Annotated in this window: 19 protein-coding genes; 10 read left to right on the top strand and 9 right to left on the bottom strand. The window is 49.8% G+C overall.

What is annotated here, in order from left to right:
• Positions 1-83: 83 nt before the first annotated feature.
• The 3 genes from caiA (ON072_RS14370) to ON072_RS14380 all read right to left on the bottom strand — a co-directional run bounded on the left by caiA (ON072_RS14370) (position 84) and on the right by ON072_RS14380 (position 4,043).
• Entirely contained in the window at positions 84-1,226 is a 1,143-nt protein-coding gene (gene caiA / locus ON072_RS14370; RefSeq protein WP_274626079.1) for a crotonobetainyl-CoA dehydrogenase, read from the bottom strand.
• Positions 1,227-1,288: 62 nt separating this feature from the next.
• Positions 1,289-2,809, bottom strand: coding sequence for an L-carnitine/gamma-butyrobetaine antiporter (gene caiT / locus ON072_RS14375; protein WP_025010093.1), 1,521 nt, complete (start codon positions 2,807-2,809; stop codon positions 1,289-1,291).
• 127 nt (positions 2,810-2,936) lie between these two features.
• Positions 2,937-4,043 (bottom strand): hypothetical protein, encoded by a 1,107-nt coding sequence (locus ON072_RS14380; RefSeq protein ID WP_274626080.1) that lies wholly within the window; start codon positions 4,041-4,043, stop codon positions 2,937-2,939.
• 533 nt (positions 4,044-4,576) lie between these two features.
• Between ON072_RS14380 and fixA the strand changes: the two genes are divergently transcribed.
• The 5 genes from fixA to ON072_RS14405 all read left to right on the top strand — a co-directional run bounded on the left by fixA (position 4,577) and on the right by ON072_RS14405 (position 9,625).
• Complete coding sequence (gene fixA, locus ON072_RS14385) at positions 4,577-5,350, top strand: putative electron transfer flavoprotein FixA (RefSeq protein ID WP_101059685.1); 774 nt, start codon at positions 4,577-4,579, stop codon at positions 5,348-5,350.
• 10 nt (positions 5,351-5,360) lie between these two features.
• Entirely contained in the window at positions 5,361-6,311 is a 951-nt protein-coding gene (locus tag ON072_RS14390) for an FAD-binding protein (RefSeq protein ID WP_144134925.1), read from the top strand.
• A 60-nt stretch (positions 6,312-6,371) separates the two neighbouring features.
• A complete protein-coding gene (locus ON072_RS14395; protein WP_025889642.1) occupies positions 6,372-7,664 on the top strand; it encodes an FAD-dependent oxidoreductase in 1,293 nt (430 codons plus the stop codon).
• Complete coding sequence (locus tag ON072_RS14400; RefSeq protein ID WP_025010089.1) at positions 7,661-7,948, top strand: 4Fe-4S dicluster domain-containing protein; 288 nt, start codon at positions 7,661-7,663, stop codon at positions 7,946-7,948. The genes ON072_RS14395 and ON072_RS14400 overlap by 4 nt, the downstream gene beginning before the upstream one ends.
• A 357-nt stretch (positions 7,949-8,305) precedes the next feature.
• Entirely contained in the window at positions 8,306-9,625 is a 1,320-nt protein-coding gene (locus tag ON072_RS14405) for an MFS transporter (RefSeq protein ID WP_261753105.1), read from the top strand.
• Positions 9,626-9,673: 48 nt separating this feature from the next.
• Here ON072_RS14405 and ON072_RS14410 read toward each other — a convergent pair whose 3' ends face one another.
• On the bottom strand, positions 9,674-10,321 hold the full coding sequence (locus ON072_RS14410) for an MBL fold metallo-hydrolase (protein WP_208172795.1): 648 nt from the start codon (positions 10,319-10,321) through the stop codon (positions 9,674-9,676).
• A 348-nt stretch (positions 10,322-10,669) separates the two neighbouring features.
• Here ON072_RS14410 and caiA (ON072_RS14415) point away from each other — a divergent pair, with 348 nt between their 5' ends.
• Entirely contained in the window at positions 10,670-11,806 is a 1,137-nt protein-coding gene (gene caiA, locus ON072_RS14415; protein ID WP_261753106.1) for a crotonobetainyl-CoA dehydrogenase, read from the top strand.
• Between the two features lie 86 nt (positions 11,807-11,892).
• Here caiA (ON072_RS14415) and ON072_RS14420 read toward each other — a convergent pair whose 3' ends face one another.
• The 4 genes from ON072_RS14420 to ON072_RS14435 form a co-directional block, all read right to left on the bottom strand.
• Positions 11,893-12,261: a hypothetical protein gene (locus tag ON072_RS14420; protein WP_261753107.1), complete on the bottom strand. Its 369-nt coding sequence runs from the start codon at positions 12,259-12,261 to the stop codon at positions 11,893-11,895.
• Between the two features lie 174 nt (positions 12,262-12,435).
• Positions 12,436-13,956, bottom strand: a complete 1,521-nt coding sequence (locus tag ON072_RS14425) for a YifB family Mg chelatase-like AAA ATPase (RefSeq protein ID WP_096142468.1) — start codon at positions 13,954-13,956, stop codon at positions 12,436-12,438.
• Positions 13,957-14,113: 157 nt separating this feature from the next.
• The gene (locus tag ON072_RS14430) at positions 14,114-14,614 is read right to left on the bottom strand and encodes a hypothetical protein (RefSeq protein ID WP_025010079.1); all 501 of its coding nucleotides are present in this window, start codon (positions 14,612-14,614) and stop codon (positions 14,114-14,116) included.
• Complete coding sequence (locus ON072_RS14435) at positions 14,602-15,399, bottom strand: winged helix-turn-helix domain-containing protein (protein ID WP_025010078.1); 798 nt, start codon at positions 15,397-15,399, stop codon at positions 14,602-14,604. Before ON072_RS14435 ends, ON072_RS14430 begins: the two co-directional genes overlap by 13 nt.
• A 318-nt stretch (positions 15,400-15,717) precedes the next feature.
• Here ON072_RS14435 and ON072_RS14440 point away from each other — a divergent pair, with 318 nt between their 5' ends.
• The 4 genes from ON072_RS14440 to ON072_RS14455 all read left to right on the top strand — a co-directional run bounded on the left by ON072_RS14440 (position 15,718) and on the right by ON072_RS14455 (position 19,882).
• Complete coding sequence (locus ON072_RS14440) at positions 15,718-16,533, top strand: EAL domain-containing protein (protein ID WP_096142467.1); 816 nt, start codon at positions 15,718-15,720, stop codon at positions 16,531-16,533.
• A gap of 155 nt (positions 16,534-16,688) precedes the next feature.
• Positions 16,689-16,937 (top strand): hypothetical protein, encoded by a 249-nt coding sequence (locus tag ON072_RS14445; RefSeq protein WP_025010076.1) that lies wholly within the window; start codon positions 16,689-16,691, stop codon positions 16,935-16,937.
• 189 nt (positions 16,938-17,126) lie between these two features.
• Positions 17,127-18,095 carry an ABC transporter substrate-binding protein gene (locus tag ON072_RS14450; RefSeq protein ID WP_186295232.1) on the top strand — a complete coding sequence of 323 codons (969 nt, stop codon included), beginning with the start codon at positions 17,127-17,129 and terminating at the stop codon, positions 18,093-18,095.
• Complete coding sequence (locus ON072_RS14455) at positions 18,092-19,882, top strand: sensor domain-containing diguanylate cyclase (RefSeq protein ID WP_051472727.1); 1,791 nt, start codon at positions 18,092-18,094, stop codon at positions 19,880-19,882. Before ON072_RS14450 ends, ON072_RS14455 begins: the two co-directional genes overlap by 4 nt.
• A gap of 30 nt (positions 19,883-19,912) precedes the next feature.
• Here ON072_RS14455 and ON072_RS14460 read toward each other — a convergent pair whose 3' ends face one another.
• Positions 19,913-20,716, bottom strand: a complete 804-nt coding sequence (locus ON072_RS14460; RefSeq protein ID WP_025010073.1) for a substrate-binding periplasmic protein — start codon at positions 20,714-20,716, stop codon at positions 19,913-19,915.
• Between the last annotated feature and the right edge of the window lie 35 nt (positions 20,717-20,751).

The following is a 20,751-nucleotide window of genomic DNA, read 5'->3' on the forward strand; positions in this document are numbered from 1 at the left end:
CGCAGATTGTGCTGCGCCATACCGACCGGCCGGTTTCACCGGGAGCAGGGAGATAGGCGAACCCGGCCGGTACTCATGGGCAACTACCTGTTGCGATACTCTTTCAGCACTGCACGACCCAGAGTCAGGATCTGCATCTCGTCTGAACCGCCGGAAACTCTGTCTACCCGCAGATCGCGCCAGAAGCGGCTGATGCGGTGCTCACCGGCAATGGCGTAACCCCCGAAGACCTGCATGGCATGGTCAACCACCCGGAAGGCGGCATTGGCGCAGTAGTATTTACACATGGCTGCGTCACCTGAAGTCATGATGCCGTTGTCGGCTTTCCAGGCGGTGTGATAGATCATGTTGCGCATGTTGTTCAGCTCAATGGCCATATGGGCAAACTTCTCCTGGATCAGCTGGGTACGGCCGATGGCCTCGCCGAACTGTACCCTTTGGTTGGCGTACTTGGCGGCATCTTCGAAGGCGCAGTAAGCCGTGCCATAGTTGGTGCAGGCCACCAGGAAACGTTCGTCATCGAATTCTTCTTTCACCCGCAGGAAACCGTTGCCTTCGGTGCCGAAGAAGTCTTTCTCTTCCAGCTCAACATCGATGAATTGCACTTCGCAGCAGCTATCCATCTTCAGGCCGAGTTTGGGAAGCTTGCTGACTTTGATGCCAGGTTTGGTCATGTCGACAAAGAACTCGGAGAACACAGGTTTCTCGGAAGCTGAGTCTTTGGCCATCACCACCAGGAAGGGGCAACCGGCGGCACTGGTAATAAAGCACTTGGTACCATTGAGGTAAATCTTGCTGTCGCGGCGGGTATAGGTGGTTTGCAGGCTGCCAACATCGGAACCGGCTGAAGGCTCGGTGATGGCGGAGTTCCACATCTGTTTGCCGGTACCCAGGAAAGCCATGATCTTGTCGATCTGCTCTTGGGTGCCGTGTTTCAGTACTGTGGTAAAGCCGGCCAGTTGGAACAGGACATAGGTGGGGGCACCGAGGCGGCCCAGCTCTTCCCAGATAACCGCCAGGGTCATCAGTCCGGCTTCGAAGCCACCAAACTCTTCCGGCAATAACAGACTATCTATGCCCATTTCTGCCAGTTCTTTTACAAATCTTTCTGGATATTGATTATTTTCGTCACACTCGGAGAAATATTGTTCCCAGTTTTCTCTCTCCATTAAGTCACGAACACCTTTAACAAATAATTCCTGCTCATCAGTTAAACGATAATCCATGAAAAGTCCCCTATATAAATACATTTGTTCAAAGTAAGGTGTGAGGTGAATCTATAATCCGATCAACTCTTCCAGTTATTTTTTCGTGAATCTTTCAAGAATGAGATAATGATCATTATGTTCACGAAAACGAGAGGCGCACCGCCGGCAATAATGGCTGTTTGCAGTGGTTTTAATCCGCCCAAAGCCAACAAAACAATACCGATAACACCGACCAATACAGACCAACCTACACGAACCCAAACCGGTGGTTCATTATCCGCATCAACCCCTTTACAGGTAGACATGGCCAAGGTGTAAGAACAGGCGTTAATTAATGTTACTGTTGCCAGGAAACACAGAATAAAGAACATCCACATGGTAATGGTGCTCATAGGTAAAGCGGCCCAAGTTTCAATAATGGCCCTGGCGGCACCATACTGTTCAATCAGGGCAGGCATATTGACGATATTTTCGTTCATCAAATTAAGTGTGTTACTGCCGAGTATGGTCCACAGCAACCAGGTAGAAGCTGTTAGACCACCTACCATGGCCAGACACAGCTGACGCACGGTTCTGCCGCGGGAGATCTTGGCCAGGAAGATACACATCTGGATACCGTAAACTACCCACCAGGCCCAGTAGAACACTGTCCAATCCTGAGGGAAGCTGCTGTCACTGACAGAGGCTGTGTAGAACAGCATGCGGCCCATGTTCATCAGCAATACCCCGATGGAATCGGTGAAGTAGTTCACTGTGAATGTGGTGGCACCAATGATGAGTACCCAGGCGAGGATGATGATGCTCAGGTAGCTGCGCAGGTCACTGGCAATCTTGATCCCTTTTTGCAGACCAAAGGCCACACAAATGGCGTTGAAGATGATCCAGGCTGAAATAATGGTGGCATCCACTTCTATGGTGCGCGGAATACCGAACAGATACTGAATACATTCGGTAACCAGAGGTGTCGCCAGACCCAGACTGGTACCCATGGCCAGGATCAGCGCGACGACATAGATGTTGTCTATTATGGTGCCTATGATGCCTTCACACTTCTTGCCCATGATGGGATAGAGGGTGCCGCTTGGGCGTACCACGTCCATCTTCTTCACGAACAGGAAGTAACCCAGAGCCACGGAGAAGAAGGCGTAACCGGCCCATGGCAGCGGTCCCCAGTGGAACAGACTGTAAGCCAGTCCAAGTTCTTTGGCCTGTACCGACAAAGGTTCCAGTTCAAATGGGGGATAGCTGACATAGTAGTAGATCTCCAACGAGCCCCAGAACAGCACTGCGGCTGAGGTACAGGAGGCAAACATCAGGAAGATCCAGCTTCCGGTACTGAATTCAGGTTCTTCATTACCGAGGCGGTTGTTGGCATAAGGACCAAACAGTAACCAGAGCCAGCCTGCCAACATGACTATCATGTACCATTCAAATGCCCAACCCCAGCTGTGGGTTAAGTAATGGAAGACTGCGCTGATTACTTCATTGGCGGCATCAAGGTCTCTCACAGTAAAGTAGGAGAGAAGGATCACTACCAATAGTGAAGGGAAAAATATCTTCGCTTCAATACCGGCCTTTTTGATCTTTTTATTTTCACTCATCAAAATTCTCCATACCCAAAAGTCTTTAACTGATTTTCAGAAAAGGTGAGCCCGTGAGGTTTAATTAAAAACCCCAGATTAATAAAAAATGATTTGGGTTTGAGCTACTGGCTAAATAGCTCAGTTATTAAAACCAATACTGCAAGTGAATGTTGAATCGACCATTCCACTCCTTATCGCTGTCTTTCAGGCCCAGACTATTGTCACCCAACCACACAACGTTTTTGGCATGATAATAATCGACGTACACAAAGAATTGTTTGTAAGAAAGTGAGACCCCAGTGCTATTCAGTACTGAGTCGTCAAAGTTGGATTCATCTGCTGTCAAAATACTGAAGTCGTTGTAGAAGGTGAATTGGCCACCCCATTGGGTATCGACTACTTTTGACAGGTTGAATGTCATGATGTCGCCTTTGGCTGCTACTTCATAGAAGCCATTAACTGCGCCAACACCAATTTTTGAAGTATCTATTTGACCATCATCATATTGATCAAAGTCATACTTCAAATATTGAAGTTGTACACCCCAGCCACGATATTTTGCATCCAGGTGTACGGCATAGTTGAGGTTGTCTCCTGATTCATCGGCCACCGGATTATAAAGTTGGCCGTATTCAACGGAGGCTCCCAAGAGCACTTGCCAGTTGTCATTTTCCCATCTGTAGCTTTCGCGCAAGCTGACAGTGTTGTATTCCTTGTTGTTATAGGTTGTGCCGTCTATGGTGCCCGAACCTATGGTACCAGCGAAGTTACGATAGTCGCTGCCCTTGTAGAGAGAGCTCTGGATGAAGGAAAAGTCTGTTTCGAAGTTATTGAATTTATGGTTGATATTGAATCCAACACCATAGTCATCTTCGAAGCCAAGGTAGTAGTTGAGACTGTACCACCAGTTATGGGAAGCAAAGTTCTTGTTACCGAATGCCTTGCTGACCACACCGAGCTGCAGGGTCAGATCTTCATTGGCATTCCAATAGGCATAACCGTTTTTAAGATAGTCGTAACCATCGGCAAAACGATATTCGGCGACAAAACCATAGTTTTCAAAATCCTGGGAGAGTTTTATTCCCAAGGTGTTGAAATCGAAATCACCACCCGTAGCTTTTGAAGCGTCATTAAAATCTTTAATACTGTAGTTCGCTCTTATTGAACCACTGATGTCCACCGCCAAACTTGGCGCGCTAAGCGTTAATCCTAATAACATCAAGCTTAGATTTTTTAGCTTAAACTTATTCATTAACCACCCTCCGTTTTTAATTTGAACCGATTATGGTTTCGGTCATGAATAAAAAAACATTCCCGCATCACACTTTTGGTCAATGGATTGTTACCTTGCTCGAAAATGTGTGATGTAAATCAATAAAAACGGTAAAAATGAACCATTGAAGGTCGTTATATAATCAGGTTTTGTTTAATTTGGTTGAAAAATTGGATATTGCTCACAAAAAGTGGCTCAACAAACGAATTTGTTTGGTCTTAATCGAAAATAGCTTGTATTAATAAAATGACGCTGATGGATTGTGAGAGGTTTATTTAATTAATCTGATAATCAATTAAGCAACTCTAAATTTGGTTAAGGTGAACTAATCTATTATCCATGTTGATATCTAAATGGGTGTGGACTTTTATTCCCTTTCGTTACCCAGGAGGGTGCGACTTTGTGTGATGCAAGCCTGAAATTTTATTAATTATGGGTTTCCGATCACCAATGTTGAGGAATGTAAACCAGTAGAGACGAATGTTTATAGTGATACTTAGACTGGAGATAAGATGAAGATCATTGCATGTTATAAGCTTGTCCCGGAAGAGCAGGATATCAAAGTCATTCCCAACCTTCCTGTAGATACAAGTAATGTAAACAAAAAGATAGGCCAATTCGATCTGTGTGCCGTTGAAGCTGCGGTACAAATCAAGGCAACCCAGAGCGATTGCAGCATTACGGCGTTGAGTATAGGCGCAGATGCACTGGCCGCCCCCAAAGCCTGCAAAGATATCCTCTCAAGAGGCCCGGACGCGCTGGCCCTGGTTTGCGATCCCAAGCTGGAGCAGGCGCTGCCCCATCAAACTGCCCGAGTCTTGGCTGCTGCCGCCAAGCAGGAAGGGTTTGAGCTGATCCTCTGCGGTGACGGTTCGGGTGACCTCTACGCCCAGCAGGTAGGTTTGCTGCTTGGTGAATTGCTGCAAGTACCTTGCATCAATGGTGTCAGCAAAATTCTGGAAGTCGCCAACGGTATGGTCAGGGTTGAGCGCGAGCTGGACGACGAAGTTGAAGAGCTGGAGTTGTCGCTCCCTGCCGTGTTGGCTGTTTCTGCCGATATCAACGAACCTCAAATCCCTTCAATGAAAGCCATTCTGGCGGCGGGCAAAAAGCCGGTCAACAAGCTGGCTTATGCCGAACTGGCGCTGGAAGAGATCCCGCAGCTGGTGGAGCTGGTGTCTATTACTGCGCCTGAACAGAAGGCCCGCAAGCAGATCATTATCGAGGGTGATGATGAAGGCCAGGTTGCCGAGTTTGTCGGCCATATTGGCAATGTGTTGAATTGAGGGGGATGAAATGAACAAGCTAGCAAATGTTTGGGTTTTCAGCAGCGAGGCTGCTCGTCTGCCCGAAGTAATGGCCGCCGGTCTGCAACTGGGTGACAGTGTCTCTGTATTCGTCTTGGGCGGTGCCGATGAGGTTGCCAGGGCTGCAGCATTGGGCGCAAGCAAGGTGTATCACCTGGGCGAGAAGGACTCAAACCGCATAGTGGAAGAGTACGCCTTGACCATGGCCAAGGCGATTGAAGCCGAAGCGCAGGCGTCCCTGGTCTTGTTGCCAGCCAGCCGCCGCGGCAAGGCGTTGGCCGCCAAGCTGGGTGTGCGCCTGAGTGCCGGGGTTTTCAATGATGCCGCTGAACTCACAATCGATGGCGAAGGCCATGTCGGTGCCAAGCATCTGGTCTACGGTGGCCTGGCCATCGGCGAAGAGAAGATCACCTCTCAAATTGCTGTGGTGACTCTGGCCGCCGGCGCCTTCAAGGAGTTGCCAGCCGAAGAAGCGGGCCGCAGCGCCGAAACTATCACTCTGGAATTTGTTGCCCCTGCCAATGGCATTCGTTGCCTGGCACGTCGGCCAAAGGAAAAATCCAATATCGACCTGGGTAAGGCCAAGCGCGTTATCGGTGTGGGCAATGGCATAGGTTCGCAGGATAACCTGAAGCTGATTGAACAGCTGGCCGCCAAGGTTGGTGCCGAACTGGGCTGCAGCCGTCCGATTGCCGAAACTGAAAAGTGGATGGAGCGTGAGCGCTACATTGGGGTTTCAGGTGTGATGATCAAGCCTGATGTCTATATGGCCATAGGGATTTCCGGTCAGATCCAGCACATGGTTGGCGTCAACGACTCCCTGACCATTATTGCTGTCAACAAAGACAAGAATGCCCCCATCTTCCAGTATGCGGATTACGGCATTGTCGGTGATATCAACAAGATAGTTCCAGCCCTGCTGAACAGTTTCAAAGGCTAACTATCTGGCCCGGCTACCGGCTCAAGGGGCCGGTAGTCTCGAATTCAAGAGAGGATCAGCATGTCAGAAGATGCATTTGACGCAATCATAGTGGGAGGCGGGCTCGCCGGCTGCGTTGCTGCCTATGTCCTGGCCAGTCAGGGCGCCGATGTTCTGGTGATTGAACGCGGCAACTATGCCGGGGCCAAGAATATGACTGGTGGTAGACTCTACGCCCATAGCCTGGAAAAGATTATGCCCGATTTTGCCAAACGGGCGCCGCTGGAGCGTAAGGTTACCAAGGAAAAAGTATCGTTTCTCACTGATGATACTGCAGTAACCCTGGACTATCACAACGGCCGTGGTCAGGAGCCGGTAGAGGAATCTTATACTCTGCTCAGAGGCACTTTCGATCAGTGGCTGGCCGAACAGGCCGAAGAAGCCGGTGCTCAGTTTATTACCGGTATTCGGGTTGAAAAAATCCTCAAGGAAGACGGTAAGGTCATAGGGGTGGAGGCCGATGGCGACTCACTGCTGGCCAAGACAGTGATTCTGGCTGAAGGGGTCAACCCTCTTCTGGGGGAACAGCTCGGCATGGTTAAGCCCAAGGTGCAATCCAGTGCCATGGCGGTCGGAGCCAAGGAGCTTATCGCCCTGTCAGAGCAGCAGATACGGGATCGCTTTAATGTCAGCGGTGATGAAGGCGTTGCCTGGCTGTTTGCCGGTTCACCCTCCAATGGTCTCTTGGGCGGGGGCTTCCTTTACACCAATAAAGACACTGTTTCTTTGGGGATTGTTTGTGGCTTGCACCACATAGAAACCTCTTCCAAGACAGTGCCGCAGATGTTGGAAGACTTCAAGAATCATCCGGCGATCAAGCCTTTGATTGAAGGCGGCAAGTTGCTTGAGTACTCAGGCCACGTGGTTCCCGAGGCCGGACTGAACATGCTGCCCAAGCTGGTGGATGACGGTGTCTTGATTGCCGGGGATGCGGCAGGCTTCTGTCTCAACGTGGGCTATACGGTTCGCGGAATGGACTTGGCTATCGCATCCGGTGAGGCCGCCGCCAGAGCCGTACTTGCCGCCAAGGCCAAGAATGACTTCAGTGCCGCCGGACTCGGTGCCTATCAAACACTGCTGGACAACAGCTTTATCATGAAAGATCTCAAGCTGTACCAGAAATTACCCGCCTTTATGGAGAACCCAAGGATCTTTAATCAGTATCCCAAGCTGGTCGCCGACATTATGCAGGAGATGTTCACCATAGATGGCAGCGCCTCGCAACCTCTGCGCAAGACCCTGATGAAGCATGCCAAAGAGGTGGGTTATATGAATCTGATTAAAGATGGTATTAAGGGGATGACAGCGATATGAGCGAGCCAGTCAATGTTGATGTGAAATTGGGGGTGAACAAGTTCTATGTCGATGAGGGACATCCACATATTGAGCTTGTTGAAAACCCGGATATCAATGAATTCCGTAAGTTGGTTAACGCCTGCCCAGCAGGACTCTATAAAATTCAGGACGACGGCAGCCTTAAATTTGACTCTGCCGGTTGTTTGGAATGTGGCACCTGTAAAATGCTTTGCGGTGAAACCATTATCAAGAAATGGGAATATCCCAGGGGTACATTCGGTATTGAATATCGTTATGGCTAGTGCTGCTTGAAAACCTTAAATCTGAATTTAAGTTAGTTTTCTAACGAGCTCGATTGTGCAAAATGAGAGCATACACTTTTAATGTTATTAGTTCTGTTGAATAAACAGATTTTGATAATGCTTAACTTGAAGCGCTGTGCTCTTATTTGTTTTAACTTTTAACCTGTTTAAAGATTTGTCTGCGACTTATGTAGTTTGCTAACTGTAACCGTTTTCTCACTTTTGAGCTTCAGATTTGTTTTAGTCCCATTTTTTATTCAGTATTTCTCGACTGAGAAATCAGGCTGAAGATTAATGGCACATTTTGTGAACGAATAAATCAACCATGTTTATTGGTTTAATATAAGAGATTAGCATATGAAAGCTAAAAAGTTCGATGAAATGGAGTTTACGCCATTACATAAGAAAATCATGTTTTGGGGCAGTGGTGGTCCCTTCCTCGACGGTTATATTCTGGTCATTATTGGCCTGGCGCTTGAGCAACTGATCCCTGAAATGCAGCTGGATGCCAACTGGATAGGCCTGGTTGGGGCATCTACCCTGGTGGGCCTGTTTGTCGGTACCGCACTCTTTGGTTACATCGCCGACCTATTCGGTCGTAAGTTAATGTTTCTAATAGATATCATAGCGATAGCCGTGTTATCTGTCGCCACTATGTTCGTTTCATCGCCGATAGAGTTAGTGGTGATGCGCTTCCTTATCGGGGTAGTTATAGGGGCCGATTACCCCATTGCCACCTCCATGGTGGCCGAGTTTTCCCCAACCAAGAAGCGGGCCTTTACCATGGGCTTCATAGCCTTGATGTGGTATGTGGGCGCTACTGCGGCCAATGCGGTAGGTTATCTGCTTTATGACGTTGAAGGGGGCTGGCGCTGGATGCTCGGCAGCGGCCTGATCCCTTGTCTGGTAATCCTGCTTGGGCGTTTCCATCTGCCCGAGTCGCCACGCTGGCTACTGCGCAAGGGCCGTATCGCCGAGTACAAACAAGTTATGCAAGAATACTTTGGCGGTAATGTTCATATTGAAGCGGAAGAAAAAAGCGATACTCAGTATCGTAAGCTGTTCGAAAAACGCAACTTCACCATGATCATCTTTATCGGCACAATTTGGACCTGCCAGATCATTCCCATGTTTGCCATCTACACCTTTGGGCCGCAGATAGTCGGGGCCTTGGGTTTTTACGATGGCAAAGACTCGGCGCTTGGCAACATTATTATCAGTACCTTCTTTATCATAGGCTGTATTCCGGCCATGTATTGGCTGGATTCCATGGGCCGTCGACCACTGCTTATCATCAGCTTTGCCATGATGACCTTGTCACTGGCCATGCTGGGGCTGGTTTCTTCTCCAGGTATCTGGGTGGTGATTGCGGCCTTTGGCATGTACGCCTTCTGCTCCGGAGGCCCTGGGATCTTGCAGTGGCTCTACCCCAATGAGCTGTTCCCTACCGATATCCGCGCTTCGGCCGTGGGTGCCGTGATGTCTTTCAGCCGTATAGGCACCATACTCTCGACCTATGCCTTGCCTGTGTTTATGAACGCTTATGGCGTTTCCTGGACCATGATGGCCGGTGCCGGTATTTCACTGTTGGGTTTGGTGGTTTCCATCTTGCTGGCACCGGAAACCCGTGGCATGACCCTGGCGGACACCAGTGTTACCGGATTTGTAAAGCACTGACTTATCAAATACTAAGAAATCGCCGCCTCATGGGAGGCGGCAACAGCTTCAACGGTCGGCGACATAAGGGTTGTGGCGCCGCTCTTCAGCAAAAGTGGACATGGGGCCATGACCGGGAATAAAGCAGGTATCTCCCCCCAGCGACCAGAGTTTGTTCTTGATGGAATCCAGCAGTGCCGCGTGATTTCCGCCGGGAAAATCGCAGCGGCCTATGGAGTGTCTGAACAGCACATCGCCAACCCAGGCCAACTTGGCCGCCGGGGCAAAGAATACCAGGTGGCCTGGTGTATGGCCCGGGCAATGAATCACCTGAAGTTGTAACTCACCGACCCAAATAGTGTCATCCTGCTCAAGAAAGCGGTCTGGATAAAAGACATCACAGTGGGGAAATTGATATAGACGACATTCCTCCGGCAACATATCAAACAGAAACGTATCATCCTTATGAGGGCCGAGTATTTCGGCAGATGAACTCTTGGCCAATAATCTGGCCGCGCCGATATGATCTATATGACCATGGGTCAGGAGTATCTTATCCAGCTCCAGTTTATTGTCTTCAATAAAACTTGTTATCTTCTCTACTTCACCACCTGGGTCTATTACAGCAGCCTTGTTGCAACCATCTTGCCAAACAATACAGGCATTTTGTTTGTAATGAGTTACAGGAATAATTTTGAAGTTTACATTTTGAGCCATTTATATCTCCACGATTATATAACGATAAGTTGAGTTTGCTTGTCGATAGATTCTATTGATTGATATTGCTCAATAAATCAAAAATTATTTTCTGTGATTTTATATTTAAATTAATTAAATGGATTGTTTCAGGCTTTAAATTTATACCTTATTGTTCAATAATCTATTTCACTTGGATTATTGTGAAATGGCTCAAAGGGATTGCGGGCTAATTTCTATAATATTGACCATGTTCCAGCATTTCTCTCTGGATTGACTCGAATATGCCTGGGGTTATACTGCCGTAGGTACCTGTCGCAGAGTTTAGACAGGCGTCCTGCTTACTGATGAAAACTTGCTGAGGTATCGATGAACTATCGACTGACAAACGAACAAGAAGCATTTATTGCAGGAGTAAGAGACCTGATGTCACAGGAGGACTGGGAGCGCTATTTCTCCGCCTGCGACGACAACAATGAATATCCTGAACGTTTTGTCAAAGAGCTGGCCAAGCTGGGGCTGGACAGTTTGCTGCTTCCGGAAGAATACGGTGGCAGCGATGCCGGTCTGGTGACTCTGGCCTTGATCTGGGAAGAGTTGGGCCGTCTCGGTGCGCCAACCTATGTGCTTTATCAGATGGCGGGTTTTCCCACTATATTGCAGGAAGGCACCCAGGAGCAGATCGACAAGATCATGGCCTATATAGGTACCGGCAAACAGGTGTGGAACTCGGCAGTCACCGAGCCGGATGCCGGCTCGGATGTACGCAGCCTGCAGACCACTTATACCCGAAAGAAGGGCAAGGTCTACCTCAATGGCACCAAATGTTATATCACCAGTGCCGCCGAGACCCCTTACTTGGTGGTGATGGCCAGAGATTCCGCCAGCTTCGAACCAATTTTCTCCGAGTTTTTTGTCGACATGAGTAAACCGGGGATCTCTGTCAGCCACTTGCCCAAGCTGGGACTGAAGATGGACAGTTGCTGTGTGGTGGAGTTCGACAATGTAGAGCTGGAGGAAAAGGACTTTTTCGGTACCGAAGGCAACGGGTTTGCCAGGGTGAAGAAGGAGTTTGATCTGGAGCGTTTCCTCATAGCCTGCAGCAACTATGGTTGCGCCTATTGCGCCTTCGAAGATGCCGCCCGTTATGCCAACAAGCGGGTACAGTTTGACTTGCCGATCGCCAAGACACAGCTGATCCAGGAAAAGTTTGCCTATATGTCGGTGCAGCTCACCAACATGAAGAACATGATTTATCACACCGCCTGGAAGGCCGACAACGGCCAGATGACCCCGGGCGATGCCGCTAAGTGTAAGCTCTACTGCTCCAAGGCGGCCTTCGATGTGGTTGACAATGCCATGCAGGTGTTTGGCGGCCAGGGGATCACCGGCGAGCATCGCATCAGCCGCTTCTGGCGCGATCTGCGGGTCGATAGAGTTTCCGGCGGCTCGGAAGAGATGCAGGTGCTGACGCTGGGTCGGGAAGTGCTCCGGGAGTATGTCTAGTCTTTAGGTAAAGACAGATACCGCCCACAATGTGGCCGAGTTGGCCTTCCTGTTGGCCAAGCTGCAACCGTTACCTAGCTGAAGCCTTACTGCAGTTGGTACTGGATAACTCCGTCCTGGGTCAGGCGGAAGATCCACAGGGAGTCGCCTTCGCGGTAATACCAGCTGTTGGCCAGGCCTTCTTCGGCTTTTAACTGAGAAGTGAACTCGCTCATTGCCGCGGCGGGCAGACGGAAACTGCCGCTGGAGCTGTTGTTGTCCAGATCATTGTTGACCTTTATATCCGTGGCCGAGGGCGGCAATATCGGTGGCAGCCAGCCTCGCTCGAATACTCCTTCAGCCCGTGCTTCGGCCTCGGTGGGGTATTGTTCGCTGATGACATCGCTGCAACCCCAGAGTAAGGCGGTTAATGTCAGCATGGAGCTGATGGAAAGGGAACGCATCAGTGGTTTCATCTTGGGCTCCTTGTCAGTGAAATGGCGTTTTACTGTAACAAAGGCGGCCTGTACCTAGTCTGAAGCCAAGGTGCTTTCAGCTGTTTTGCTTTATTTTTTCTGGGCGCTTGGTTTATGGCCATTGGCCCCTTTAGTTGACTCGCCGAACATGCAGGCATCAATCTACATGGGTCATCAAAGCTGTTGCAGGCTGGCCAGCAAACGGTCCATCGCCCGATAACCCAGGGCCTGGGCCAGATGGCGTCGCTCGACCATGGGGCTGAGCTGCAGATCGGCTATGGTGCGCGCCACTCGTTGCAGCCGATGAAAGCTGCGCACCGATAATCCCAGCTGATTGACACTCTGTTCGAGAAACGCCAGATCGCCGGGTTTGAAACCTGCCTGCTTCAATGCCTTACTGCCCAACTGGCTATTGAGTACGCCGGCGCGGCTGAGTTGTAGTTCCCGCGCTGCCGCTACTCTGGCGGCTATCTGCTCACTGGTTTCACCCTGCGCCGCATCTGAAGTCAAGGCGCCTGGCGGGAGTTTTGGCACCTCTATGGTGAGGTCGAATCTGTCAATGAAAGGGCCTGACAGCCGGGCCAGGTAACGGCGGATCTGCTCTGGGCTGGCGCGGCTTCCCGGGCCGGCATCTCCACAGGGGCTGGGATTCATGGCGGCGATGAGTTGAAAACGGGCATCGAAGCGCAGTTTGGCTGCGGCGCGGGAGATGATGACATGGCCGGTTTCCATGGGTTCACGCAAGCAGTCGAGTACCTTGCGGGGAAACTCGGCAATTTCATCGAGAAACAGCACTCCCAGGTGAGCCAGTGAAATCTCGCCGGGTTTGGGAATCGAGCCGCCACCCACCAATGAGATGGCGGAGCTGGTGTGGTGCGGAGCACGAAACGGGCGGCGATAAAACTCCCCCGGCTCAGTAGCCATACCGGCCACTGAATGAATCGCAGCCACTTCCAGCGCCTCTTCATAACTCATGGGGGGCAGGAGTGAGATTATCCGGCTGGCCAGCATGGTTTTGCCTGTGCCAGGTGGCCCCAGCATCAGCAGGTTATGCCCGCCGGCGGCAGCGATTTCCAGCGCTTGTTTGGCTTGATATTGGCCTATGACCTCCGACAGGCAATCACTCGAGTGTGGCTTTGACTGTTCCAGCCATTCGGTTCCCGGTACTATCCCCGGCAGGGTTTGTTGCCCGTGCAGATAGGCGGCGATATGTTGCAGGTGCTGGGCCAGGCAACATTGCCGGTAGCCCACCAAATCGGCCTCACTGCGGTTATCCTGTGGCAATACCAGTTTGATGCCTCTTTGACGGGCGGCGATGATCACCGGCAGGATACCAGTGCAGTGCCTGACCTCACCGGACAGCCCAAGCTCACCGACAAATTCATGATCGTCCAGAGATTTCAGTGGCAGTTGCCCGGATGCTGCCAGAATGCCAATGGCAATAGGAAGGTCGTAACGTCCACCCTGCTTGGGCAGATCGGCCGGTGCCAGATTGATGGTTATCCTGCGCATGGGGAATTCAAAACCCGCATTTATTATGGCGCTGCGGACTCTTTCTCTGGCTTCCTTGACCGAAGCTTCCGGCAACCCCACTAGATTGAAGGCCGGCAGGCCGTTGGAGAGGTGAGCTTCGACCAGTACCTGAGGCGCCTCCACACCTTTGGCGGCTCGGGTGGCAACTCTGGCTATGGGCATAACAGTTCCTTTGTAGTGCGCTTCCCTGATTCAGTAGAGTGTAGCAGTTGCCTGGATTTACAGTGGCTTGAGGGAATAGCGGTTCTGGCCTTATCGACAGAGGTTTCCAGAACCCGGGAATGGACTGCACCAATAGCTATCACCCTGGAAGGCGGGATTAGATGACTTTCTTCATACACCTTAGACTGGTGTCTGTTTCATTGGAGAAGCAGAAAATTTGGTCGACCAAAGTGTAGTGCCACACCACTTTATAGTCAGTCGCCAGCAAGAGCTTCAACAGTGACAGTGCAGGGTTGGCAAACAAGACTTCCAGCGAATCGGCTGAGACAGGGTAGACTTTAACCTGTTCGACCTGAACTGCATTGTCGTGCAGTACCAGCCTGGAGACCTTGCCGGAAAAGAGTATTTTCCCATCCGTTTTTTCTTTGTTGTCACTCAGTTGCAACAGCCCCCAGAAGCTTTCTGAATCAATATCTATGTAGAGGGAAAAAGTGATGCGCTTGACCTGCTTATCAGGGCCTTCTACTTCCTTGATCATCTGGTACATGCCATCTATGTCCTGAACCTCGTGATAGTCATATAGAAGGTTAATGATGATGGAACTCAGCAAGAGGGCTAGAGGGATGGTGATTGGCAGCAGTTTCTTTAACTTTGGCATACAGTTCCATCCTTCAGCTTATTGAGTATTGAGGCATCTGCATAACTGACATAGGTATTAATACTGTTATGCGATTTATTAATGCAGTCGATAGAAAATAAACCTGATCTATGGCTCAAGATAATAGTGTCTCTGTTATCCTTTATTGTTCTCCCAATTTCATAGAAGTCTACAGTGCCAATGAGTTGATAGTTTAGTTCTTCAATGACTGAGTTTATGGCTTGCTTGTCTATTGTGTTCTTGATCCTTGATATAGTAATTATCTTATTTATTCCGTTGGTGTATATTTTTATTCTGGGTGGTGTGTGTGTCAGCGCTTTTGTTATTGCGAATGGTACAAAGAATAATGCCAATGATATGCTTGTGATATACAGAATTCGTCTTAAGCTGAAGTTGGTCTTTTGTGGGGTAGGCGTTACCGCTTCGGTATAAACGGGATTGATGTTGTCATTGATGAACTCCAGCTGGATATTGCCCTGAAGTGTATCAAGGCCGTAACCAAAACCTTTCTTGGTGAATATAATGTTGTTGCCTGAAATTTCTCTGAATATTCTTCTCAGATTGGCAATGGCAACTGGAATGGAATTGGGGGAAACAATTCTTCCATGCCAGCCGGCATCCAAGAGTTTATCTCTGCTTACTGCTTGGCCTCGACTGAGGTATAGCTCTTTTAATATATAAAATTCTGGAATTGAACATTTATATCCTTTGGTGTCTGTTTTGATAATTGGGTTGTCGTTGTTTTGGCGAGCTGTGATTATTTTCCTACCTTTAGTGATGTCCATTTTTATTCCTATTGTTTTTGTTTTTAATTTAAGTTTCTACATGTTTTACGCCCTAATAATAAGTAATAAAAAATCCTGTTGTTGAGATAATGTTTCATTAATCAATAGAGTGTTAATTTTGCAAGTTATTGATTCTTAAGCTCAATGCCTGTGTTGTCAATAGTGGGTATCCCTTAGGCTCCATTTATTAGTTTTTATAACTGCGGGATTAACTCCACTGGTGAGAATCTCCGCCTTGATCCCGCAAAATGCATAGTGTTAACCGAATGCTGGTCTGTTTGTCGGGTTGTTGCTGTTCAGTGCTATCAAGGGGGAAACATGCTTACGCAGCAGAGATGTGACAATACGGATTCCGGCAATGAGCCGGGCAGCATAGGCAAGCTGTTTAATGAGTACAATAACGCACCATTAACTGAAGCTCATTTTCAGGAGATAGTTGCCAGAAAAATAAGCGGCTGTGCCCAAGAGGTGGCTTATGAAGTATTATTCAGGCCTGGAAAGCTATGCTTAAGTGTGGAAGGCTTCTATGCTAATCTGCATCAAAAAGAGCTATTGAATTTATCTCTGGAGCAGTTGCATCAATTGGCGGCTATTGATTACAGGCATCTCGATGTTTTGGCCCTGGCTGGCCACAAAATTGCACGTCTGTTTATCAATATAGAAGCTAGAATCATCTCCTCTTTAGAGGCTGAATTGGTTTGGCTAAAAGAAACATTGAAACAACAAGAGGTGGAGTTGGTTGTTGAAATTACGGAACGTTTGTCAGCCAAGATTGCTACAACTGCTTTTGCCAGTATCGCCAAGTTACATGATTTTGGTGTTAAATTTGCTTTGGATGACTTTGAGCCTAAAGGTGATTTGAGACGACATTGGATTAATACTGCTTGCGTCGATTATATCAAATTGATCCTTCCCCGCGGTTTTGAAAAATCAGAAAAAGTCAGGCTGGATTTTATTGATTATATATATCAATTAAAAAATCAGGCTCAGGTTAAGGTGATTGTTGAAAAGGTAGAGACGCTGGAGCAATTTTTGGCGATGGAGTTGGTACCCTATGATGGTTTGCAGGGATACCTGTTTTCCCAGCCGGAAAAGCTGGCGCAAATAGAGTTGCACCGGCATGCCTTTGGGTGACATCGCAGGCGCTAATTCACTTGTTTAACGGATAAAAAAAGTCACTGTCACGGCAAAAATTTCTCGTTATCTGAATGTAAAATCTACTGATAGATTGTGTGAGACTTCTCTGTGCTGCCCCATGGGATGGCACTTTACTCACACAAGGAAACAAGATGAAAAGCTTAACTCTGCTGCTGGCCGGTATGTTACTCAGTGGTGCTGCCCTGGCAGCCGATGAAGAAAACGCCCTGCCTCAAGCCAGTGAAACCGATATTCAACAACTGCAGCAAGCCTGTTTGCAAATGGCCGATGAAGACGCGGTGCCAGCCGAAGAACGTCAGGAATATCTGCTGACTTGCGTTAATGATCAACTCAACGAAATGGGTTATCAGCTTCTGGAAAGTTTGCCAGAGGTTAATTAATCTCCACAAGGGCAGCCCATCTGTGTTTTAATTCTCCGGTATACGATATGCATTGTTTGCTGGGGGATGGATGCCTTGCTGTTGAGTCTATTTAATACGTGGTGGGGTGATTTATTCACTCCACCACGTAAACTCCTTTCCCTTTTTCTGCTTTTGCTGACGGTTTTTCTAAACTACCCGACCAAGGTATTGGCTCAAGCTCAGCCGTTACGGGTCAGCTTTATTAATCCAGGCTCTGCTCAGGAGAGTTTCTGGGGCGATATAGATAAGCTGATGTTGGTGGCGGCGGCCGAGCTCAACATTGAGTTGGAAATACTGCATGCCAACAGGGATCATTTCAGGATGATAGCCCTGGCACAAGAGTTGGCGGCTCGCGAGCAATTGCCCCGGTATGTCATTTTGGTCAATGAAAAAAATGTTGCCGCAAAAATGCTGGCAGCCTTTGAAGGGCTCCCCTTTAAAACGCTACTGCTGCTCAATGATATTGAGCCCAAGGCGCGTCATTCATTGTTGCAGGAGCCTTATTGGCAGCAGCATTTGCTGCCACCATTGATTCCGGACAATGAACGAATAGGTTTTCTGACCGCCCAGGCGCTGTTAATGCAAATGGGGAATAGGCGGCAGGGCAAGGTATTATTGATCTCAGGTGACAAGGGAACACCGGCGTCTATCGAGCGGACTCAAGGGGCTTTAAACGGTTTTCGGCAGGCGGGGATAGAACCGCTGCAACTCGTCTATGGTCACTGGCAAGAGCAAAGAGCCAGGGCGCAGACCCAGGTGTTGCTGAATCGTTACCCCGGGCTGGAAGGGATTTGGACCGCCAACGATCATATGGCCTTTGGTGCCATTGCGGCATTGGAGGACAAGGGGCTCAGGCCTGGAGAGGATATTTTCATCGCCAGTATCAACACTTCCTCCAAGGTACTTGATTGGCGTAGTCAGGGGCACATCAGTGTCTTGGGCGGCGGTCATTTGCTGGCGGGGGCAGAGGCGCTCAGGCGCATCCGTGACGACAGCGAGGCCAGGCCATGGAATGAGAAGGTTCCCCCAATGTTCAGGCTTCTGGTGCCGGGCACTGAGCCTTTCAATCTGCTCGAGCAACGAAATTGGCGGGCACTGCTCGCCTGGTACCAACAGACATCGGAAGTAACGCATTGAAACAAAGCTCCGTCATCAGTCACAAGATGACCCTGGTTATCATAGGTGTCAGTTCATTTTTTGCCTTGGTGACCATGGCGGCCCAGCTGTTCTGGAACTATCAGGATGGCGTTGAGGGCAGCAATCGCAGGTTACATGAATATGTCGAGGCAAATCTGCCCGGCATGGCGCAGGCTATTTGGGATGTGGACCATAAGCTGCTGCGGGACATACTGATTGGCATAGGCATGCAGCCCTATGTTTCCGGCGCGTCTTTGTCCAGTGCCGACGGGATTGCCCTGCAGGTGGGAAATAATCAGGCCCAGGATAATGAGACCTTTCTGTTTCCAATCATCTACCGTCAGCAACAGATAGGTGAGCTCAAGGTTCAGCGCAGCCGCAACCAACTCTATTATGAGTTGTGGCGGCAGATGATTCTGATAGTCGTGGGTAATGGCTTGAAAACCCTGCTGATGATCTATGTGATTCTGACGCTGGTGCGCAGCCTGGTTACAGGAAGGCTGGCGGCGCTGGCCGCATACGTCAACCGCATAGATTTGGGGCAACCGCGAAAAGTGCCCTTGCCCGATGCGGTTGGGGCGGCGAATCAGGATGAAATTGGCAGTGTCGCCCGCGCCATAGAGCAGATGTATCGACGTATTAGAACCGATTTTGCCCGCAAACGTTGGCAACAGAGACATCTGGCCCGGGGGCAAAGGCAGTTGTCTGAGTTGGTAGAGCTAAGCCATAAGGAGCTGGCTTGGCAGGCCAGAGCCAATGAGTTGTTGGCGGATCTGTCATTACAATTTTTGAAGTTGCAGCCGGGAGAAGTCAATCAGGCCCTGGCCGATGTTGGCCGTCAGATTGCCGAATTGTTTGCCGTCGAACGGGTCGCCTTGTTGGAGATAAAGGAGCAACAACTCTGCTACCGCAGTGTCTGGAGCCGCCGGGGTGACCCTCAGGCTTCACGCTACATAGATATCAGTGAGTTGAATCGTTTTTCAGAGCAGCTCAACTCCCGCCAGATGATGGTGGTGGAAGATGTGGAAACCCTGAGGCCAGAGGCGGATGCGGAATATCGTCTGCTCAAGCAGTTGCAGTTACGTTCCCTGGCACTGTTTGCCATTACCGATGGTCACGATCTGTTGGGGGTATTGTCGCTGAGTAATGGTCAATCACCTCAGCCGTGGCCGCAGTCCCGCCGTGCCATGCTGACCCAGTTTGCCGCTGCGCTCAATGAACTCTTGGTCAGGGAGCGCAGGGACTTGCAGATGCTGGGGCTGCAGCGGGAGCTGTTGGGGCTGAATCACAAGCTCAAGCAGCTGTCGGAAACCGATGAGCTTACCGGGTTGGCCAATCGCCGCCCCTTTACCGAATCCCTGGCGCGGCTGCTGGCCTCGGAAGAAGCCGGTGCACTGATCATGCTGGATGTGGATCACTTCAAGGCCTTCAACGACAGTTTCGGTCATCCGGCCGGTGACAGTGTGCTGCAGCGCCTGGCGCAGACCATGCAAAAAGCGCTTCCTGAATCAGCCTTGTTGGCCAGGGTCGGCGGCGAGGAATTTGCTTTGGTCTTGCCGGGAGTCGACCGCCGGCAAGCCAAGGATTTGGCTGAAACCCTGTTGAATCGAGTCAGGGCGTTGCAGATCTCTCACGCAGCATCGCCCGCAGGCATAGTCACCATAAGTCTTGGGCTGGCACTTCTGCCCCGGGATGAACAGGATTTGAGTGAGGTCATTCGAGTGGCAGACAAGGCGCTTTATCAGGCCAAGCATCTGGGACGCAACACTTGGTTTCTGGCGGAATAACACTTGGTTTCTGACGGAGTAACGCGGGGATCAGTGGCCGGTGAATGTTTGCAGTAACAGCTGCAGTTCGCCGCTTTTTTCCAATTGGGTTACACCGGTATTGAACTCTTCCAGCAGCGCCATCTTGTGTGGGCTTTGCCTGGAAACCAGCATATAGAAGGGTTCTGGCCGAGTGTTGGGAATGGCTTGCGTTGCCAGCCCTATGACCTGTGGGTCGCGATCCATCAGTTTCAAGGTGCCGCTGAAAATCTCCAGTCGTGCCAGAAAGAAGTCACACCGGCCCCGGATCAATAATTCGGGGATCAACGGCAGATCTTTGCTCAGGGACAATGGCTGAGAGTTGTCCCAACCGAAGTTACGATAATTGAAACCACGAATGCCGCAAACTGTGCCAAGCTGTGCCAGCTCGGTCAGTGAGTTGAACCTCAAGCCCTGCGGGAAACGACGCTTGAGAAAGACCACCCCTGGGGTGAGATAGTAATAGGAGCGCGACAGCAGGAACTTTCGCCGTCGCTCGGGATTGGCCGAGGCGCTCATGGCTGCGTCTATCTTGCCCTGTTCCACTTCCAGCATGCACCTTGGCCAGGGAAGGGTGATGATTTGCAGCTGCCAGCGTGGTGGCGTAAACAGCCGATAAAGCAGCTGAATGTCATAGCCGTCACTATCGTGGGTCTTGTAACCATCGACTCTGGAAAAGTAATTGAAGGGGGGAAATTCAGACTCTTCGACACATATCCTTAACTTAATGCCGTTAGAGTCTTCTTCAGCCATTGAAACCGGTGAGATAAGCATCACTGTCAAAAATGCCGCAAACGGATATAATGTGAACTTCATTCCGGTAAAAGAGGCCTGCAATGGGTTTCTTGGAG

The organism is Shewanella sp. K8 (assembly GCF_028823715.1).
GTDB lineage: Bacteria > Pseudomonadota > Gammaproteobacteria > Enterobacterales > Shewanellaceae > Shewanella > Shewanella algae.

Bases quoted from the DNA above. Each gene is read 5' to 3' on its own strand.
- caiA (WP_274626079.1), bottom strand. From the start codon at position 1,226: ATGGATTATCGTTTAACTGATGAGCAGGAATTATTTGTTAAAGGTGTT.
- caiT (WP_025010093.1), bottom strand. From the start codon at position 2,809: ATGAGTGAAAATAAAAAGATCAAAAAGGCCGGTATTGAAGCGAAGATA.
- ON072_RS14380 (WP_274626080.1), bottom strand. From the start codon at position 4,043: ATGAATAAGTTTAAGCTAAAAAATCTAAGCTTGATGTTATTAGGATTA.
- fixA (WP_101059685.1), top strand. From the start codon at position 4,577: ATGAAGATCATTGCATGTTATAAGCTTGTCCCGGAAGAGCAGGATATC.
- ON072_RS14390 (WP_144134925.1), top strand. From the start codon at position 5,361: ATGAACAAGCTAGCAAATGTTTGGGTTTTCAGCAGCGAGGCTGCTCGT.
- ON072_RS14395 (WP_025889642.1), top strand. From the start codon at position 6,372: ATGTCAGAAGATGCATTTGACGCAATCATAGTGGGAGGCGGGCTCGCC.
- ON072_RS14400 (WP_025010089.1), top strand. From the start codon at position 7,661: ATGAGCGAGCCAGTCAATGTTGATGTGAAATTGGGGGTGAACAAGTTC.
- ON072_RS14405 (WP_261753105.1), top strand. From the start codon at position 8,306: ATGAAAGCTAAAAAGTTCGATGAAATGGAGTTTACGCCATTACATAAG.
- ON072_RS14410 (WP_208172795.1), bottom strand. From the start codon at position 10,321: ATGGCTCAAAATGTAAACTTCAAAATTATTCCTGTAACTCATTACAAA.
- caiA (WP_261753106.1), top strand. From the start codon at position 10,670: ATGAACTATCGACTGACAAACGAACAAGAAGCATTTATTGCAGGAGTA.
- ON072_RS14420 (WP_261753107.1), bottom strand. From the start codon at position 12,261: ATGAAACCACTGATGCGTTCCCTTTCCATCAGCTCCATGCTGACATTA.
- ON072_RS14425 (WP_096142468.1), bottom strand. From the start codon at position 13,956: ATGCCCATAGCCAGAGTTGCCACCCGAGCCGCCAAAGGTGTGGAGGCG.
- ON072_RS14430 (WP_025010079.1), bottom strand. From the start codon at position 14,614: ATGCCAAAGTTAAAGAAACTGCTGCCAATCACCATCCCTCTAGCCCTC.
- ON072_RS14435 (WP_025010078.1), bottom strand. From the start codon at position 15,399: ATGGACATCACTAAAGGTAGGAAAATAATCACAGCTCGCCAAAACAAC.
- ON072_RS14440 (WP_096142467.1), top strand. From the start codon at position 15,718: ATGCTTACGCAGCAGAGATGTGACAATACGGATTCCGGCAATGAGCCG.
- ON072_RS14445 (WP_025010076.1), top strand. From the start codon at position 16,689: ATGAAAAGCTTAACTCTGCTGCTGGCCGGTATGTTACTCAGTGGTGCT.
- ON072_RS14460 (WP_025010073.1), bottom strand. From the start codon at position 20,716: ATGAAGTTCACATTATATCCGTTTGCGGCATTTTTGACAGTGATGCTT.